This is a genomic window from Thermomonas alba (assembly GCF_022419205.1).
GTDB classification, from domain to species: Bacteria; Pseudomonadota; Gammaproteobacteria; order Xanthomonadales; family Xanthomonadaceae; genus Thermomonas; species Thermomonas alba.
On the sequence record NZ_JAJOZU010000002.1, the window covers coordinates 451,964 to 469,227 of the forward strand.

The window sequence follows — 17,264 nt, forward strand, 5'->3', positions numbered from 1 at the left end:
TTCCCGGGACTGGGCCTGCGTCGGGGCGGCAGGCGACGGACGATTATGCCTTATGCCTGCGCGCGCGCGATTTCCAGCAGGTGGCGCTCGGCCGCGAGCCCGGGCACGCGCAGGGGGTGGATCGCCGTCACCCGCCAGGGCGGCGGCAGCGCGGCGATCTCGTCGGTTGGAAGCACGCCCTTCATCGCCAGCAGGCGCCCGCCGGGGGCGAGCAGATGCCCGCCCAGCGCCAGGATCTGCGGCAGGGTGGCCAGCGCGCGCGCGGTGATGGCGGCGTATGCGGCGGGAGGACGCAACGCCTCGATGCGTGACTCGGCCACCTGCGCATTGTCCAGACCGAGTCGGCGTACCGCCTCGCGCAGGAAGCGCGCCTTCTTGCCATTGCTTTCCACCAGCGTCACCCGCAGCCCGGGCGTGGCGATCGCCAGCGGGATGCCGGGCAGCCCCGGCCCGGTGCCGAGGTCAGCCAGGGTGGGAAGGTCGCGCACGAACGGCTGCATCGCCAGCGAATCCAGCAGGTGCTTGGCCAGCATCTCGCGCACGTCGCGGATCGCAGTCAGGTTGTAGGTGGCGTTCCAGCGCGCCAGCAGCGCGAGGTAGTCGAGCAGCGGCCCGGCCAGCGCAGGCGCCAGCGAGAGCTGCGCCAGCCCGGCTTCGAGCTCGGGGCGCAGGGAGGCGGTGTCCACGGTCATGCCGTCAGTATGCACTGCGATCGCTGATCGGATGGGCGGATGCGTCCGTCAGTGCAGACGAATCCAGGCCGGGGCATGGTCGCTCGGGCGCTCCCAGGTGCGCGGGGTGCGGTCGATCCCGGCCTCGACGGTGGCCCCGCGCAGCGCCTCCGAGACCAGGGTCAGGTCGATGCGCAGGCCCAGGTTGCGGCGGAACGCGGCCTGCCGGTAGTCCCACCAGCTGAACAGGCCGCCGTCCTCGCGGTGCAGGCGCAGGCCGTCGTGCAGGCCCAGCGCCAGCAGCCGGCGCAGCGCGTCGCGCTCGAGCCTGGATGTGAGGATGTGGTCGTCGTTCCAGATGGCCGGATCGTGCACGTCGCGGTCGTCGGGCGCGATGTTGAAATCACCCAGCACCACCAGCTTCGGATGGCGCTGCAACTCCTGCGCGATCCAGTCCCGCGCCGCCTCCAGCCAGCGCAGCTTGTAGGCGTATTTCTCGGTGCCGACGTCCTGCCCGTTGACCACGTACAGGTTGACGATGCGCACGCCGTCCACCGTCGCCGCGATCGCGCGCGCCTGCGTGTCCTCGAAGCCCGGGATGCCCGCCTGCACGTCCTCGAGCGCGTGCCCGCGTGCCAGGATCGCCACGCCGTTGTAGGTCTTCTGGCCGTGGAAGACACTGCGGTAGCCGGCCTCCAGCAGCGCCGTGTCCGGGAAGCGGTGGTCCTCCAGCTTGGTCTCTTGCAGGCCCACCACGTCGGGCTTGAACTCCGCCAGCCATTGCTGCAGTTGCGGCAGGCGCACGTTGAGCGAGTTGACGTTCCAGCTGGCGATCTTCATCCGTGGACTTCCGGCACGCGGCGATGGTCAGCGGATGATACGGTCCAGCAGCCAGCGCACCTTCGCGTACGGGGGCTTGAGCAGGTCGCCGGCGCTCCAGCGGGCCTGGCGGAACACCGGAAGCGGCTTGCTCATGGCGTCGAAGCCGGCGCGCGCGTGGTAGGCGCCCATGCCGCTGGGGCCGACCCCGCCGAACGGCAGGCTGCCGATCGCGAAGTGGAACAGGGTGTCGTTGATGCTCACCCCGCCGGCTAGGGTGGCGTCGAGGATGCGACGCACCGTGGCGCGGTCTTCGCTGAAGGGATACAGCGCCAGCGGGCGGTCGTGCGCGTTGACGTAGGCGATCGCCTCGTCCAGCGCGCGGTAGCTTTTGACCGGCAGGATCGGCCCGAAGATTTCCTCCTGCATCACCCGCGCCTGGTCATCCGGGTCCAGCAGCACGGTCGGCGGCAGCAGGCGATCCGCCGGGTCGGCGCTACCGGCGAGGGTGACGGCCTCGACACCGCGTGCGCGCGCATCGTCGAGATAGCCCTGCAGGCGCGCGTACTGGCCGGCGTTGATGATGCGGGTGTAGTCGTCGCGGTTGTCGAGGCCGGCGCCGTAGCGGGCCTGCACCTCGCGCCGCAGGGCGTCCACGAAGGCGTCGCGCCGGTCCGCCGGGACCAGCACGTAGTCGGGCGCGATGCAGGTCTGGCCGCCGTTGAACCACTTGCCGGTGGCGATCCGCGCGGCCGCCTTCTCCAGCGGGAAGTCGGCGCACACGATCGCCGGCGACTTGCCGCCCAGCTCCAGGGTCAGCGGCGTCAGGTTGGGCGCGGCGGCGGCCATCACCTTGCGTCCGACCGCGGTGGAGCCGGTGAACACCAGGTGATCGAACGGCAGGCCGGCGAAGGCCGCGCCCACGTCCGCGCCGCCGGTGGCGACGGCGACGCGCTCGGCCGGGAACACTTCCGCCAGCAGCTCGCGCAGGAACGCGCTGGTGCGGGGGGTGTGCTCGGACGGCTTGAGATAGACGTGGTTGCCGGCGGCAATGGCCGTCGCCAGCGGGATCAGCGCGAGGTTGACCGGGTAGTTCCACGGCGCGATCACCCCGACTACGCCCAGCGGATGCGGCTCGATCCACGCCCGCCCCGGCCAGAACCGCCAGCCCACCGCCACCCGCCGCGGGCGCATCCAGGCGCGTAGGTGCGCCAGCAGGTGGTCGATGTCGTTGAGCACGGTCATGCCGTCGGCGATCTTGCTCTCGTCCAGCGCGCGGTGGCCGAAGTCGGCGGCGATGGTGCGCGCCATCTCGTCCAGCCGCGGCTTGAGCGCCGCGCGCAGGCGGCGCAGGTCGTCGCGGCGCTGGGCATAGTCCGGCTTGCGCTGTTGCCAGGCGGCGCGCAGGCGGTCGAGGGTGGGGCGCAGGTCGGCGGTCGGGGTATCGGCGGCGGTGTCCATACGGGCCAGTGTAGTGCGGCCGGTGGCGGAATCCAGCGATAATCCAGGCATGACCGACGCTCTGGACATCCGGCCCTACCGCGGCGTTTTCCCCACGCTCGGCGCGCGCGCCTATATCGATCCGCGCGCCAGCGTGATCGGCGACGTGGTGCTGGGCGAGGATGTCTCCGTCTGGCCGTATACGGTGATCCGCGGCGACGTCAACTTCGTGCGCATCGGCGATCGCACCAATATCCAGGACGGCAGCGTGATCCACGTCAGCCACGATGGCCCGCACGCCAAGCTGGGCGGCTTCGCCACCCGCATCGGCAGCGACGTCACCATCGGCCACAAGGCGATCATCCACGCCTGCACGATCGAGGACGCGGTGCTGATCGGCATGGGCGCGATCGTGCTGGACGGCGCGGTGGTGAAGAAGCACGCCTTCGTCGGCGCCGGCGCGCTGGTGCCGCCGGGCAAGGTGGTGGGCGAGGGCGAGCTGTGGCTGGGCAACCCGGCGCGCAAGGCGCGCATGCTCAGCGATGCCGAGATCGAGGCGCTGTACTACAGCGCCGCGCACTACGTGCGGCTGAAGGACGCGTATCTGGGGTGATCAGTCCGCGCTGACCAGCGCGTCGGCCTGCGCGCGCAGCTGCGCATAGACCGGGTCGGTGTCCGGGCGCACGCCGTGCCAGAGCAGGAAGCTCTCCGCCGCCTGCTCCACCAGCATGCCCAGCCCGTCCAGCGCCTGCGCGCAGCCGGCGGCGCGGGCCCAGGCCAGGAAAGCCACCGCCGCCTCGCCGTAGCCCAGGTCCACCGCCACGCTGCGCGGGCCGGCCAGCGCCATCGGCAGCGCCGGCAGCGCGCCGCCACGGGTGGCGGAGGTGGCATTGATCAGCAGGTCGAATTCGCCGAGGCCGGGCAGGTCGTCCCAGGCGCGCGGATGCACCCGCGCCGGATCGCCCAGGGCGTCCGCCAGCGCGTCGGCGCGCGCCGCGGTGCGGTTGACGATGTAGAGCGAGTGGATGCCGGCGTCCAGCAGCGCGGGCGCCACGCCGCGGGCGGCGCCACCGGCGCCCAGCAGCAGCACCCGGCGTTCGCGCAGGTCCAGGCCGTGGCGCTCGGTCAGGTCGCGCACCAGGCCGAGGCCGTCGGTGTTGTCGCCGCGCCAGTGCTCGCCCTCGCGGATCAGCGTATTCACCGCGCCGGCGCGCTGCGCGCGGGCACTGACGGAACGGCACAGGGCGAAGGCATCCTCCTTCAGCGGCAGGGTGACATTGGCCCCGTCCACCCCGCTGGCGGCAAGCTTCGCCGGGAAATCGCCATGCCCGGCCTCGATCGCGACGTACTCCAGCGCGATTCCGGTCTGGCGCGCGAACGCGGCGTGGATGCGCGGCGACTGCGAATGCGCGACGGGCGATCCGAACACGGCATAGCGGCGCATGGGCGTCTCCTGGCGGGTGCGCTCGGGGGTCACTCGCGCAGCCAGCGCGCGGCGTCCAGCGCGAAGTAGGTGAGGATGCCGTCGGCGCCCGCTCGCTTGAACGCCAGCAGCGCTTCCAGCGCAACTTTCCTGCCATCGACCCAGCCATTGGCGGCAGCGGCCTGGATCATCGCGTACTCGCCGCTGACCTGGTAGGCGAAGGTGGGACGCCTGAAGTGCTGCTTCACCCGGTAGAGCACGTCGAGATAGGGCAGGCCGGGCTTGACCATCACCATGTCGGCGCCTTCGGCGAGGTCGAGGCCGACTTCGTGCAGCGCCTCGTCGGAATTGGCCGGGTCCATCTGATAGGTGAACTTGTCGGCTTTGCCGAGGTTGCCGGCGCTGCCCACTGCATCCCGGAACGGGCCGTAGAACGCGCTGGCGTATTTGGCGCTGTAGGCCATGATGCGGGTGTGGATGAAGCCGGCCGCTTCCAGCGCGGCGCGGATCGCGCCGATGCGGCCGTCCATCATGTCGCTGGGCGAGAGGATGTCGGCACCGGCCGCGGCGTGCACCAGCGACTGCTTGACCAGCGCCGCCACGGTCTCATCGTTGAGGATGTAGCCGGATTCGTCGATCAGCCCATCCTGGCCGTGGGTGGTGTAGGGGTCGAGCGCCTGGTCGGTCATGACCCCGAGTTCGGGGAAGCGCGATTTCAGCGCGCGGATGGCGCGTGGGACGATGCCGTTCTCGTCCCAGGCGATGCGGCCGTCGGCGGTCTTGCTTGCCGGGTCTGGAACGCCGAACAGGTCGATCACGGGCACGCCGAGTTCCAGCGCCTGCTCGCCCACCCGCAGCAGTTCGTCGATCGACAGCCGCGCAACGCCCGGCATCGAGGGCACCGGCACGCGGCCGTGGCCTTCATGCACGAACACCGGGTAGATCAAATCGTTGGAGGTAAGCACGGTTTCGCGCATCAAACGGCGCGAGAACTCGTCGCGGCGCATGCGCCGCGGGCGGATCGGAAGCTGGAGTGCGGTGTCGTTCATGCCGAAAGTGTACGCCTGCGCCGGCCCCCCGCCGCGGCATTCAGCGCAGGCAGCCGTCGATCTCCACCTGCAGCTCACGCCGACAGACGTGGCCGTGCAGCACGATCACCGGGACCTCCGGCAGCTGCGCCTGCAGCCAGGCAGCCACCTGCGGCAGAGCCTGGGCGTCGCGCACGTACGCCTTCAGGCGCGCGCCGGGGCCGGGCTGCGCCGGCAGCGTCGGGCGCAGCCCGCGCGCGGTGGCGATCAGGCTGCGCAGGTTGGTCATGATTTCCTGCAGCTGCCCGTGCAGGGAGTCGTCGTGCTGAGAGGCGTGTCCGACCACCGCGGCGGTGCCGGACAGCAGCAGCGGCATCGCGCTGGACGCCGGCAGCAGCGCGCGCGCGAAGCCGGGCGGCTGCGGGCCGTACTGGCGCGGGTAGCGCCAGGCTTCCAGCTGGCGCGGGTTTTCCAGCGGCGTGCCGGCCTCGCGCGCCGCCAGCCAGTACAGCTGGAAGCGGCCGGTGCGCTGCGGATGCCCGATCGCGGTGGCCGCCGGCAGCTCGCTCGGCGCCAGCGCGCGTCCGATGCCGCGCGCGCGGCCCACGCAGAAACGGCGGTAGCGCTCGGCGTCGCCTTCGCCTGCGGTGATTGCGTCCATGTAGTTCCAGATCCGCAGCGGATGCGGGTGGTCGCTTTGCGCCAGCCAGCGGCGCAGGCGGGCATAGGCTGCCGCGGCCGCCGCTTCGGCGTCGCCGTCGTCAGGCACATGGAGCGCGCCGAACTGCAGCCCGCCGCCAGCGCTCCAGGCGATGCCGTCGTCGCGCCCGTGGACCACTTCGGCCTCGACCCGCCAGCATTCCAGCGGCGCCATTCCGAACGCGGGCAGGGCCACGTGCAAATGGCGCGGATCGGTCTGCCGTCCGGTCGGCGCGGTGGCACCGAACCCGAACACCGCCAGCGTGCGTGGGTCGGCCAGCGCAGCGTCCGGCGACGCGTACAGGTAGTCGATCCGCAGCGCGGCGGGAGCAGGAGCGGTGGAGGGCAGAGGCATCAGGCCGCGAATGATAGCGCGCGGCCCGGCGGTCCCCGACCATCGGCACGGGTCGCCGTGGCGCCGACGCGCTAGGATCTCCGGCATTGCGCCTGGGCGCGAGGATCGGATGAGGATGCGATGGGACGAATCGACATGGCGGCCTGCCTGCTGGCGGGGGGACTGCTGATGGCGGGCGGGGCTGCCGCGCAGACGGTGACCGCGGCCGACTACGCACGTGCGGCCAGCATGCTGGGCGACCGCACCGCGCCGCTGGTGGACCATCTGGTCAGCGGCGGGCAGTGGCTGGACGATGGCACCCTGGTCTACCGCGAGCAGACCGACGGCAAGACCCGCGTGCTGCGGTTCGATCCTGCCACCGGCACGTCCGCGCCCGCGTTCGATCCGCAGGCTCTGGCCGACGCCATCAACCTGGCCGCCGGCGGCAAGGGCCGGCCAGTGACGCCGGAGCGGCTGCCGCCGCTGCAGATCAAGCGCACCGCCGACGGCGCGTTGCTGCTGACCAGCGCGTTCGGTACCGGCACGTTCCGTTGTGATGCCGCCGGCTGCAAGGCGGTGGCGCGCGCCGCGTCCGGCAGCGAGCCGGGCGCGCCGTCGCCGGACGGCACCCGCGAAGTTTTCATCCGCGACTGGAACCTGTGGCTGCGCGACGTCGCCAGCGGCAAGGAAACCCAGCTCACCTTCGACGGGGTGCCCGACTACGGCTATGCCACCGACAACGCCGGCTGGAAGCACACCGACAATGCGATCGTGGTGTGGTCGCCGGACGGCAAGAAGATCGCCACCTTCCGCCAGGACCAGCGCAAGACCAGCACCATGACCCTGGTCGCCACCAACGTCGGCGCGCCCAAGGTCGAGCAGTGGAAATACCCGTTCGCGGGCGACAAGGACGTGACCCTGATCGAGCGTGTCATCATCGATCTGTCCGGTGACGCGCCGCGCATCATCCGCCTGCAGATGCCGCCCGACCAGCACCGTTCCACCTGCGCCGACGACATCGTCTGCGGCGACGGCTGGGAAGACGTGCAGTGGGCGCGCGACGGCAAGACCCTGGCCTTCGTCAGCACCGACCGCGGGCACAAGTCCGCCACCCTGCGCGTGGCCGACGCCGCGACCGGCAAGGTGCGCGACGTGTACACCGAGACCGTGGCCACCCAGTACCAGAGCGCGCCGGCGCTGGACTCGGTGAACTGGCGTTACCTGCCGGAGCGCAACGAGTTCCTGTGGTTCAGCCAGAAGTCCAACTGGGGCCACCTGTACCTGCACGACCTGACCACCGGCAAAGAGAAGCGCCAGCTCACCCGCGGCGAGTGGAACGTCACCCGCATCCTGCACCTGGATGCCGCCGCGCGCCGCCTGCTGGTCGCCGGCGTCGGCCGCGAGCCCGGGCGCGATCCGTACTACGTGCACGTGTACGCGGTCGGCATGGACGATGGCCGCGTGCGTCTGCTGACCCCGGAGAACGCCAACCACGCCGCAACCGTCTCGGCCGATGGCAGGTACTTCCTGGATGTGCACTCCACCATCGACAGCGCGCCGGTGGCGGTGGTGCGCGATGCCGCTGGCAAGCAGGTGGCGGAGCTCGCGCGCGCCGACCTCACCCGCCTGAAGGCCGCCGGCTGGGTGCCGCCGCAGGCGTTCACGGTGAAGGCGCGCGACGGCAAGACCGACCTCTACGGCCAGATGTTCAAGCCGTCGCACTTCGACCCGAGCAAGAAATACCCGATCATCACCTACATCTACCCGGGCCCGCAGGTCGGCTCGGTGCGCAGCCGCAGTTTCCAGCCCGCGCACGGCGACCACCAGGCGCTGGCCGAGCTGGGCTTCGTGGTGATCGCGCTGGACGGCATGTGCACCCCCCTGCGCAGCAAGGCGTTCCAGGACAGCTGCTACGGCAACATGGCCGACAACACCCTGCCCGACCAGGTGGCCGCGCTGAAGCAGCTGGGCCAGCGCTATCCGTGGATCGACACGACGCGCGCTGGCATCTGGGGCCACTCCGGCGGCGGCAACGCCACCGCGGCGGCGATGTTCCGCTATCCGGACGTGTACAAGGTGGGCATCGCCGAATCCGGCAACCACGACAATCTCAGCTACGAGGACGACTGGGGCGAGCGCTACCAGGGCCTGCTGGAGACAAAGCCGGACGGCACCACCAACTACACCGGCCAGGACAACGCCTCGCTGGCGAAGAACCTCAAAGGCAAGCTGTTCCTGCTGCACGGCATGATGGACGACAACGTGCCGCCGCAGTCCACCCTGCTGGTGGTGGATGCGCTGATCAAGGCCAACAAGGACTTCGACCTGCTGCTGCTGCCGCACGCGCGCCACGGCTACGGCGCGGACAGCTACTACGTGATGCGCCGGCGCTGGGACTACTTCGTGAAGCACCTGCTCGGCGTCGAGCCGCCGAAGGAGTTCGAGCTGAAGCCGCAGTCCTGACGGCCTTGCTCGGAGCGCACGGCACGCCGGCGCCATGGGCGCCGGCATCGCTGCGGGCTCAGCGCGTGCCCTGCCCAAACAGGATCTTCTTCTCCTCGTCCGACAGCGGCTGGCCGGCGTTCGGGTTGGCCTGCCGCGCCAGCGCATGGGCGCGCGCGGTGGCGGCAGCGGCGCCCGCGGCCACGCCGTCGAAGCGGCCGGTCTTCTCGGCCAGGTAGCGCAGGATCGCGCCGGATTCGAACACCGAAATGGGCGCGCCGCCGTCGCCCGGCGCGTGGTCGATGATCGCCGGCATCTTGTTGTTGGGCGAGATGGCGAGGAACTCCGGGGCGAACTGCGCCCCCTTGCCGATGTCCACCGGCACGATCCGGTAGTCGAGGCCGGCCTCTTCCAGGAACAGGGTGATCTTGTGGCCGTTCGGGGTGGGCCAGTAGTACAGGTCGATCATGGCAAGGCGCTCGCGGTGGGGAGCGCCACTCCAGCGCCGCCACCGTTGCGATGGCGGCAACGCGGCGTTGCGCCTCAGTGCCCGCGCTGCGCGGCCAGGCGGTCGAGGTCGATGCCCTGCGCGCGCAGCGCCCGCGCAGTGCGCAGCGCGTAGAACGCAAGGTAGGCGAAGCAGGCCACCCCGACCCAGAAGCTGGCGTGCACGCCCACCGCATCGGCCAGCGCCCCCTGCGCCCAGCTCACCAGCCCGCCGCCCATGATCATCATGATCAGCAGGCTGCTGCCCTGGTTGGTGTGGCGGCCCAGGCCGGTGATCGCCAGCGCGAAGATGCACGGCCACATCGTGCTGCAGAACAGGCCCACGCTGATGAAGGCGAAGATGCTGATCTTGCCCGTCGTGGCCATGCCGACCAGCAGGGCGGCGATCCCGCACAGCGCGAAGTACAGCAGCATCCGCGCCGGGTTGCCGCGGCTGAGCAGGGTGGCCGCGATCATCACCACGATCACCCCGGCATAGCCGAAGAACTGCGAGACGTCGTGGCGGGCGATCGCGTTCACCGCCAGGTACACCCCAAACGCGAGGAACGGCAGCACCAGCGTGAGCAGCCGGCGCGCAGTCGCGCCGACCTCGAACGCACCGGCCGCGCCGGTCCAGCGGCCGATCATCAGGCTGGCCCAGTACAGCGACACATAGGGGGCCAGGCGGTGGGTCTGGATGCCTAGCCCTTCGTGCAGATAGGCCGGCAGGTTGCTGATGGTGGAGACTTCCACGCCGACGTACACGAAGATCGCCAGCATCCCCAGCGCCAGCTGCGGATACGCGAAGGCCGAGCCGCGATCCGCGGGCGGCGCGGCGGCAACGGCTTCCTCGCGCGCCAGCGCGTCCAGGTCGATGTGGTCGGGCACGGCCGATAGCCACAGCAGCAGCGCCACCAGTACGAACGCCGCGCCCAGCACCAGATACGGGACCTTGACGCTCTCGATGCTGGCCACGTCGTTGTTGGCGGTCACGCTGCCGAAGATCGCCAGGCTCACCAGCAGCGGCCCGACCGTGGTGCCGAGGTTGTTGATGCCGCCGGCCAGGGTCAGCCGCTGCGCGCCGGTCGCCGGGTTGCCCATCACGATCGCCAGCGGGTTGGCGGCGATCTGCTGCAGCGCGAAGCCCAGTCCGACGATGAACAGCCCCGACAGCATCAGCGCGAACGAGCCGCTGTTGGCGGCCGGGTAGAACAGCAGGGTGCCCGCCGCGGAGAGCAGCAGCCCGAGGACGATGCCGCGGCGGTAGCCGATCCGCTGCAGCAGGTCGCCTCCGCTGGCGCGCGAAACGCCGGAATAGAGCAGCGCGCCCACCGTATAGGCCACGTAGAACGAGACGGATACCAGCTGGCTCTGCGCCTGGCTGAGCGCGAACGCCTTCTTGAACACTGGGATCAGGATGTCATTGCTGGCGGCGATGAAGCCCCAGAAGAAGAACACGGTGATGAGGACGCCGAACTGCGCCCATCGGGTCTGCGGCTGTGCCATGGTGCCCCGCCGGTTGCGTATGGTCGTTTGAAGGGCGCCGCTCGCGGCGCGCTTGCCTACCGGCAGTACAGCAGCCGCGGCGGTCGCCTGTATAGGCCCATCAGGGGGACTGCAAACGATTTCCCAGGGTAAGGTCTGCCCTACGGGCGTTGTCAGCCTATGTCGAGTCCAGTACCAGCCGGGACTCGGCGCACACGCATCCATCACTCGTGTGATTGATGCGTGGCCAGCCCTCCATGCCGGCGGAAACCTGATGTGATCGGAGGTTCCCCAGGCAAGCCGTCGCGCCAAGACGAACAGTTCCGGCAGCCGCGAGTTGTGGAAATCGCGGGAGAGCAGTGGGGCGCGGGCGGAGCGCGCGGTTAGAATCCGTGCGATGGATGTCTCCCACCTCCTCGACGGGCTGAACCCGGCCCAGCGCGAGGCCGTTTCCGCCGCGCCCGGCCACTATCTCGTGCTGGCGGGCGCCGGCTCCGGCAAGACCCGCGTGCTCACCCACCGCATCGCCTGGCTGCACGAGGTATTCGGGGTGCCGCTGCACGGCATCCTCGCGGTGACCTTCACCAACAAGGCCGCCGGCGAAATGCGCGCGCGCATCGCCGCGCAGCTGGGCGGCGAGGTGCGCGGCGCCTGGATCGGCACCTTCCACGGCTTGGCCCACCGCCTGCTGCGCCTGCACTGGCAGGAAGCGAAGCTGCCCGAAGGTTTCCAGGTGCTGGACAGCGACGACCAGCTGCGCCTGGTCAAGCGCGTGGCGCAGCAGCTGGAGCTGGACGAGGGCCGGTTCCCGCCGCGCCAGATCGCGTGGTGGATCAACGCGCAGAAGGACGAAGGCCGCCGCCCGCAGCACATCCAGCCGGCGGCGAACGATCCGTGGAACGACGCCCTGCTGCGCGCCTACGCCGCCTACCAGGAACGCTGCGAGCGCGCCGGGCTGGTGGACTTCGCCGAGCTGCTGCTGCGCGCGCACGAGCTGCTGCGCGAGCATCCGGCGCTGCTGGCGCACTACCGCCACCGCTTCGGTCAGATCCTGGTGGACGAGTTCCAGGACACCAACGCCATCCAGTACGGTTTCGTGCGCCTGCTGGCCGGCAGCGGTACTGAAGAAAGCTGCGGGCAGGTGTTCGTGGTCGGCGACGATGATCAGGCCATCTACGGTTGGCGCGGCGCCAAGGTGGAGAATATGCAGCGCTTCCTGCGGGATTTTCCCGGCGTGCAGACCATTCGGCTGGAGCAGAACTACCGCTCCACCAGCAACATCCTCAACGCGGCCAACGCGGTGATCGCCCACAACGAGGACCGCCTCGGCAAGAAGCTGTGGACCGAGGCGGGCGAGGGCGAGCCGATCGACCTGTACGCCGCCTACAACGAGATGGACGAGGCCGCCTACGTGGTGGAGCGGATCGCGCAGTGGGTACAGGGCGGCGGTAGCTGGGGCGACGCTGCCATCCTCTACCGTAGCAACGCGCAGTCGCGCGTGTTCGAAGAAGAACTGCTGAAGCGGCAGATCCCGTACCGCGTCTACGGCGGCATGCGCTTCTTCGAGCGCGCCGAGATCAAGGACGCCCTGGCCTACCTGCGCCTGCTGGCCAACCGCGACGACGACGCCGCGTTCGAGCGCGCGGTCAACACGCCCGCCCGCGGCATCGGCGAGCGCACCCTGGACGAGATCCGCCGCGCCGCGCGCGAACATCGCGAGTCGCTGTGGCGGGCCGCGCGCCGGCTGTGCGAGCACGCCACGCTGGCGGCGCGCGCGCGCAACGCGGTGGCGGGCTTCCTGCAGCTGGTCGATGCGCTGGCCGGCGAAACCGCCTTGATGCCGCTGGCGGAGAAAATCGACCACGTGCTGGCGCGCTCCGGATTGCGCGTGCATTACGAGAACGAATCGCGCGGCCAGCAGGATTCGCGTACCGACAACCTCGACGAACTGGTCTCGGTGGCCTCGCGCTTCGCGCCGGGTGATGAGGAAGACGCCGCGTCGATGCCGGAGCTGGTCGCCTTCCTCGCCTATGCGGCGCTGGAGGCCGGCGAAGGCCAGGCGCAGGCCGGCGAGGACGGCGTGCAGCTGATGACGCTGCACAGCGCCAAGGGCCTGGAGTTCCCGCTGGTGTTCCTGGTCGGGCTGGAGGAGGGGCTGTTCCCCAATCTGCGCTCGGCCGAGGAGCCGGGCCGCATGGCCGAGGAGCGCCGGCTGGCGTACGTGGGCATCACCCGCGCGCGCCAGCAGCTGGTGCTCTGCCACGCCGAGCGCCGGCGCATCCATGGCAGCGACCTGTACGGACTGCCGTCGCGCTTCCTGCGGGAGATCCCCAAGACCCTGCTGCGCGAGATCCGCCCGAAGCCGCAGCCGGCATTCGGCATGCGCGATGCGGCCGCCGCGTTGCGTCGCGAGACCGGCCGCGCCGCGCTGGAAGCACCACCGATCCGGCTGGGTGCGCGCGTCCGCCACCCGACCTTCGGCGCCGGTGTCGTCACCGACGCGGAGGGCAGCGGCGCGCACGCGCGGGTGCAGGTGAACTTCGACGACGTGGGCAGCAAATGGCTGGTGCTGGCCTACGCCAATCTCACGCTCGCCTGAACCCAGGCGCCGGGCCAGGCCGCGGGCGGGCGTGCGCAGTTCAGGGGAACTGCTGCGCGTCGGACGCCTCCAGGCAAGCCAGGCACCACCAGCGCCAGACATCCTCGTGGGGCGGGTATGGCAACTCGACTTCCACGGCGATCAGCCTGACATCGTTGGCATCATCTTCCGGGCGCCCACACTCTGCGCAGATCGGGTCGTAGTCATTGGTGACATCGCTGCGCGGATCGTCGTACCAGCGGTACGGGCCTGCGGTCGCGTGTGCCTTTGACCACGGCGAAGGCGTCGCCGGTTCGGGCCGGTGTCCGAATGCAGCGGTGGCCGCCTCCGGACACTCCACGCGTATGCCGCAGGTGTCGCAGAACTGGGTCGGCCGCGCGTAGCCCGGAAATCGGCGCGCGCAGGCGCGCGCGACTGCGCGCACGCGGCCGCAGGGACAATGGCGCTGCGCGGTGTGGAGGTAGGCAATGGAAGGAGGCTTGGCTGGCATGGACATCTCCGCAGTGCTTCCGTGGCAGCAGCGGCGGAAAGCGGGATCGGCAGGTTCCCGGCATGAGCGCCGCGCCGGGAGATGCCGCGATGACACGGCGGGTGGCCGAATCAGCGCCTGCTCTTCCAGCATACCGAAATCAGGCAAAAACCAAAGCGCAGGCGCACGGGACGTGCAAGTTCAAAACCGGCATCACCTGTCGCCTGCGCGCGGCCAGCGCTGCGCGGCGTGTCAGCCGGCGCTCACCAGCTGAACAGCTTGTAGTAGGTCATCGGGCCGCCGCGGTTGTCGCGCTCGTCGACGATGCCATCGCCGTTGCGGTCGTAGATGTAGTAGGTCGGCCCGCGCAGCGGCACCACCTTGACCATGACCAGGCGGCCGCCGTTGCGGTATTCGGTGATGACATCGCCATTGGGCGCGGTATAGGTGGCGGGCGTGGCGCTGCGCGCGAGCATGTCCTCCGGCGGCACCGTGGTGCAGGCGGACAGGGCGAGCAGGAGGGCGGTGGTCAGGGCGCGGCGCATGGCGGAGTCCTCGGCGGCGATGCCTGCAGTATGCGCGATGGCGCGTGCGCCTGTCGCGGGCGCAAGGTGCGCGTCTGCGTCCCGCCGGCTCGCCACCGGCACGCAGCGGGCGCCGCCGCGGATGCGGCGGCGGGCCGGTCCTCAGTGCGCGGCGTTGGCCTCCAGAAAGTCCTGCGCGAACCGCTGCAGCACGCCGCCGGCCTGGTAGATCGCCACTTCCTCGGCGGTGTCCAGGCGGCAGGTGACCGGGACTTCGATCCGCTGGCCATCCTTGCGCAGGATCACCAGGGTCAGGGTCGCGCCCGGCGCCGGCTGGCCTTCGACGGCGAACACCTCGCTGCCGTCGATGCCCAGCGTCAGGCGGGTGGTGCCCGGCTGGAACTGCAGCGGGAGCACGCCCATGCCGATCAGGTTGGTGCGATGGATGCGTTCGAAGCCCTCGGCCACGACCGCCTCCACCCCGGCCAGGCGCACGCCCTTGGCTGCCCAGTCGCGCGAGCTGCCCTGGCCGTAGTCCTTGCCGGCGATCACGATCAACGGCTGGCGGCGCGCGATGTAGGTCTCGATCGCTTCCCACATGCGCATCACCGTGCCCTCCGGCTCCAGCCGCGTCAGCGAGCCCTGGCGGATGCTGCCGTCGGGATTGCGCGCCATTTCGTTGAGCAGCTTGGGGTTGGCGAACGTGGCGCGCATCGCGGTTAGGTGGTCGCCGCGATGGGTGGCGTAGGAGTTGAAGTCCTCCTCCGGCAGACCCATGCGCGCCAGATATTCGCCGGCCGCGCTGTCGGGCAGGATCGCGTTGCTGGGCGAGAGATGGTCGGTGGTGATGTTGTCGCCCAGCACCGCCAGCGCGCGCATCCCGCGCAGGGTGCGCGGGTAGGCCGCCAGCGCGCCCACGCCCTCGCGGTCCCAGTACGGCGGGCGGCGGATGTAGGTGCTCTGCGGGCGCCAGGCGTACAGCGGCGCGGCGCGTTCGGTCTGCGCGCGCGGCGCGAACATCGGCCCGTACACCGCGCGGAACTGCTCCGGCTTCACGCTGGCCTGCACCACCGCGTCGATCTCTTCATCGCTCGGCCAGATGTCCTTCAGCCGCACCGGCCGGCCTTCGGCATCGGTGCCGAGCACGTCGCGCTCGATGTCGAAGCGGATGGTGCCGGCGAGCGCATAGGCGATCACCAGCGGCGGGCTGGCCAGGAACGCCTGCTTGGCATAGGGGTGGATGCGGCCGTCGAAGTTGCGGTTGCCCGACAGCACCGCCACCGCGTACAGGTCGCGGTCGATGATCTCCTGCTGGATCGCAGGATCCAGCGCGCCGCTCATGCCGTTGCAGGTGGTGCAGGCGAAGCCGACGATGCCGAAGCCGAGCTGCTCCAGCGCCGGCAGCAGGCCGGCGTCCTTCAGGTAGGCCTCCACCACCCGCGAGCCCGGGGCCAGCGAGGTCTTCACCCACGGCTTGCGGGCGAGGCCGCGGGCGACGGCATTGCGCGCCAGCAGCCCGGCGGCGATCACGTTGCGCGGATTGCTGGTATTGGTGCAGCTGGTAATGGCGGCGATGATCACCGCGCCATCCGGCAGCCGGCCTGCGGCCTCGTCGGCGCGCGCGGCAGCCAGCTTGCCCGCATCGGCGATCCCGCGTTCGGCCAGCGCCGTCACCGGCAGCTTGCGGTGCGGGTTGGACGGACCGGCCAGGGTGCGTTCCACCGTGGACAGATCGAAATGCAGGGTGCGCTCGTACTGCGCGTGCGTCAGATCGTCGGCCCACAGGCCCAGGGTCTTGGCATAGCGCTCGACCAGGGCCACCTGGGCATCGCTGCGGCCGGTCAGGCGCAGGTAGTCCAGGGTGTTGTCGTCGATGAAGAACAGCGCCGCGGTCGCGCCGTACTCGGGCGCCATGTTGCTGATGGTGGCGCGGTCGCCGATGCTCAGCGCCGCCGCGCCGGCGCCGCGGAACTCCAGGTAGGCGCCGACCACCTTCTCCTTGCGCAGGAACTCGGTCAGCGTGAGCACGATGTCGGTGGCGGTGATGCCGGGGCCGGGGCGGCCGCTGAGTTCCACCGCCACGATCTCGGGCAGGCGCATCATCGAGGCGCGGCCCAGCATCACGCTCTCCGCCTCCAGCCCGCCGACACCGACGGCGATCACGCCCAGCGCGTCCACGTGCGGGGTGTGCGAGTCGGTGCCGACGCAAGTGTCCGGAAAGGCCACGCCGTCGCGGGCATCGATCACCGGCGACATCTTTTCCAGGTTGATCTGATGCATGATGCCGTTGCCGGCTGGGATCACGTCCACGTTGTCGAATGCGCGCCGGCACCACTCGATGAAATCGAAGCGGTCGGCGTTGCGGCGGTCCTCGATCGCGCGGTTCTTGGCGAATGCCTGCGGGTCGAAGCCCGGCGCCTCCACCGCCAGCGAGTGGTCCACGATCAGCTGCACCGGCACCACCGGATTCACCCGCGCCGGGTCGCCGCCAGCCGCGGCGATCGCCTCGCGCAGGCCGGCCAGGTCCACCAGCGCGGTCAGGCCGAGGATGTCGTGGCAGACCACGCGGCCGGGGAACCACGGGAAATCGAGATCGCGGCGGCGTTCGATCAGCTGGCGCAGATAGGCCTCGATGTGGGCCGGCTCGGCCCGGCGCACGATGTTTTCGGCATGCACCCGCGCGGTGTACGGCAGCCTTGCCCAGGCGCCCGGCTGCAGCGCCTCCACCGCCTCGCGGGCGTCGAAATAGTCGAAGGCGGTGCCGGGCAGGGGCTTGCGGTAGCTGGTGTTCATCATGACGGGAACCGGATCTGGAACCGAACGGCTATTCTCGCCCATCGCGGCC

At 70.5% G+C, this 17,264-nt stretch carries 14 protein-coding genes; 3 read left to right on the forward strand and 11 right to left on the reverse strand.

Annotated elements, in window-relative coordinates:
- Window positions 1–50: 50 nt before the first annotated feature.
- From rsmG to ML342_RS04570, 3 genes are read right to left on the reverse strand one after another with little or no spacing between them, the layout of a single operon-like run.
- Window positions 51–692, reverse strand: a complete 642-nt coding sequence (gene rsmG / locus ML342_RS04560) for a 16S rRNA (guanine(527)-N(7))-methyltransferase RsmG (protein WP_240125741.1) — start codon at window positions 690–692, stop codon at window positions 51–53.
- 48 nt (window positions 693–740) lie between these two features.
- The gene (xth, locus tag ML342_RS04565; RefSeq protein ID WP_240125742.1) at window positions 741–1,511 is read right to left on the reverse strand and encodes an exodeoxyribonuclease III; all 771 of its coding nucleotides are present in this window, start codon (window positions 1,509–1,511) and stop codon (window positions 741–743) included.
- A 27-nt stretch (window positions 1,512–1,538) separates the two neighbouring features.
- A complete protein-coding gene (locus tag ML342_RS04570; RefSeq protein ID WP_240125743.1) occupies window positions 1,539–2,951 on the reverse strand; it encodes a coniferyl aldehyde dehydrogenase in 1,413 nt (470 codons plus the stop codon).
- 49 nt (window positions 2,952–3,000) lie between these two features.
- Here ML342_RS04570 and ML342_RS04575 point away from each other — a divergent pair, with 49 nt between their 5' ends.
- Entirely contained in the window at window positions 3,001–3,543 is a 543-nt protein-coding gene (locus ML342_RS04575) for a gamma carbonic anhydrase family protein (protein ID WP_240125744.1), read from the forward strand.
- On the opposite strand, the gene aroE is transcribed toward ML342_RS04575, so the two are convergent.
- From aroE to ML342_RS04590, 3 genes are read right to left on the reverse strand one after another with little or no spacing between them, the layout of a single operon-like run.
- The gene (gene aroE / locus ML342_RS04580; RefSeq protein ID WP_240125745.1) at window positions 3,544–4,374 is read right to left on the reverse strand and encodes a shikimate dehydrogenase; all 831 of its coding nucleotides are present in this window, start codon (window positions 4,372–4,374) and stop codon (window positions 3,544–3,546) included.
- 29 nt (window positions 4,375–4,403) lie between these two features.
- Window positions 4,404–5,402, reverse strand: coding sequence for a porphobilinogen synthase (hemB, locus tag ML342_RS04585; protein WP_240125746.1), 999 nt, complete (start codon window positions 5,400–5,402; stop codon window positions 4,404–4,406).
- Between the two features lie 40 nt (window positions 5,403–5,442).
- A complete protein-coding gene (locus tag ML342_RS04590) occupies window positions 5,443–6,435 on the reverse strand; it encodes a chorismate transformation FkbO/Hyg5 family protein (RefSeq protein WP_240125747.1) in 993 nt (330 codons plus the stop codon).
- 120 nt (window positions 6,436–6,555) lie between these two features.
- Here ML342_RS04590 and ML342_RS04595 point away from each other — a divergent pair, with 120 nt between their 5' ends.
- Entirely contained in the window at window positions 6,556–8,877 is a 2,322-nt protein-coding gene (locus ML342_RS04595) for a S9 family peptidase (protein WP_240125748.1), read from the forward strand.
- 58 nt (window positions 8,878–8,935) lie between these two features.
- On the opposite strand, the gene ML342_RS04600 is transcribed toward ML342_RS04595, so the two are convergent.
- Together ML342_RS04600 and ML342_RS04605 are read right to left on the reverse strand one after the other, a co-directional pair.
- The gene (locus ML342_RS04600; protein ID WP_240125749.1) at window positions 8,936–9,325 is read right to left on the reverse strand and encodes a glutathione S-transferase N-terminal domain-containing protein; all 390 of its coding nucleotides are present in this window, start codon (window positions 9,323–9,325) and stop codon (window positions 8,936–8,938) included.
- A gap of 74 nt (window positions 9,326–9,399) precedes the next feature.
- The gene (locus ML342_RS04605; protein ID WP_240125750.1) at window positions 9,400–10,848 is read right to left on the reverse strand and encodes an MFS transporter; all 1,449 of its coding nucleotides are present in this window, start codon (window positions 10,846–10,848) and stop codon (window positions 9,400–9,402) included.
- 376 nt (window positions 10,849–11,224) lie between these two features.
- Between ML342_RS04605 and uvrD the strand changes: the two genes are divergently transcribed.
- Entirely contained in the window at window positions 11,225–13,426 is a 2,202-nt protein-coding gene (gene uvrD / locus ML342_RS04610; RefSeq protein ID WP_240125751.1) for a DNA helicase II, read from the forward strand.
- 40 nt (window positions 13,427–13,466) lie between these two features.
- Here the strand turns inward: uvrD and ML342_RS04615 are convergent, their stop codons facing one another.
- The 3 genes from ML342_RS04615 to acnD all read right to left on the reverse strand — a co-directional run bounded on the left by ML342_RS04615 (window position 13,467) and on the right by acnD (window position 17,212).
- A complete protein-coding gene (locus ML342_RS04615; protein ID WP_240125752.1) occupies window positions 13,467–13,916 on the reverse strand; it encodes a hypothetical protein in 450 nt (149 codons plus the stop codon).
- Window positions 13,917–14,158: 242 nt separating this feature from the next.
- Entirely contained in the window at window positions 14,159–14,440 is a 282-nt protein-coding gene (locus tag ML342_RS04620; protein ID WP_240125753.1) for a DUF2782 domain-containing protein, read from the reverse strand.
- A 141-nt stretch (window positions 14,441–14,581) separates the two neighbouring features.
- A complete protein-coding gene (gene acnD / locus ML342_RS04625; RefSeq protein ID WP_240125754.1) occupies window positions 14,582–17,212 on the reverse strand; it encodes a Fe/S-dependent 2-methylisocitrate dehydratase AcnD in 2,631 nt (876 codons plus the stop codon).
- Between the last annotated feature and the right edge of the window lie 52 nt (window positions 17,213–17,264).